Origin of the sequence: Gelidibacter maritimus, assembly GCF_014062315.1 — a bacterium.
Lineage (GTDB): Bacteria > Bacteroidota > Bacteroidia > Flavobacteriales > Flavobacteriaceae > Gelidibacter > Gelidibacter maritimus.
Genome location: NZ_JACGLT010000069.1, coordinates 1 through 236 on the forward strand (window position 1 = coordinate 1; position 236 = coordinate 236).

General features: G+C 41.1%; 1 pseudogene. It reads left to right on the forward strand.

Going from position 1 to position 236, the window contains the following annotated elements:
• A pseudogene (locus H3Z82_RS19490) lies at positions 1-236 on the forward strand (hypothetical protein); the annotation flags it as partial.

Below are 236 nucleotides of genomic sequence, written 5' to 3' on the forward strand. Positions count from 1 at the left end.
GGAACTAATGGAACTGACGGAGTAGATGGTGCTTCAGCTTATGATGCGTGGATTGCAGCTGGCAATACGGGAACAGAACAAGATTTCTTAGATTCATTAAAAGGAGACAAAGGTGATGATGGTAATTCTGTTACCGTAACAGATAATGGTGATGGCACTATAACAGTTAGTGATGGTACAAACAGTGTTATTGTATCTGATGGGGCTGACGGAATTGATGGACAAGATGGTAATTC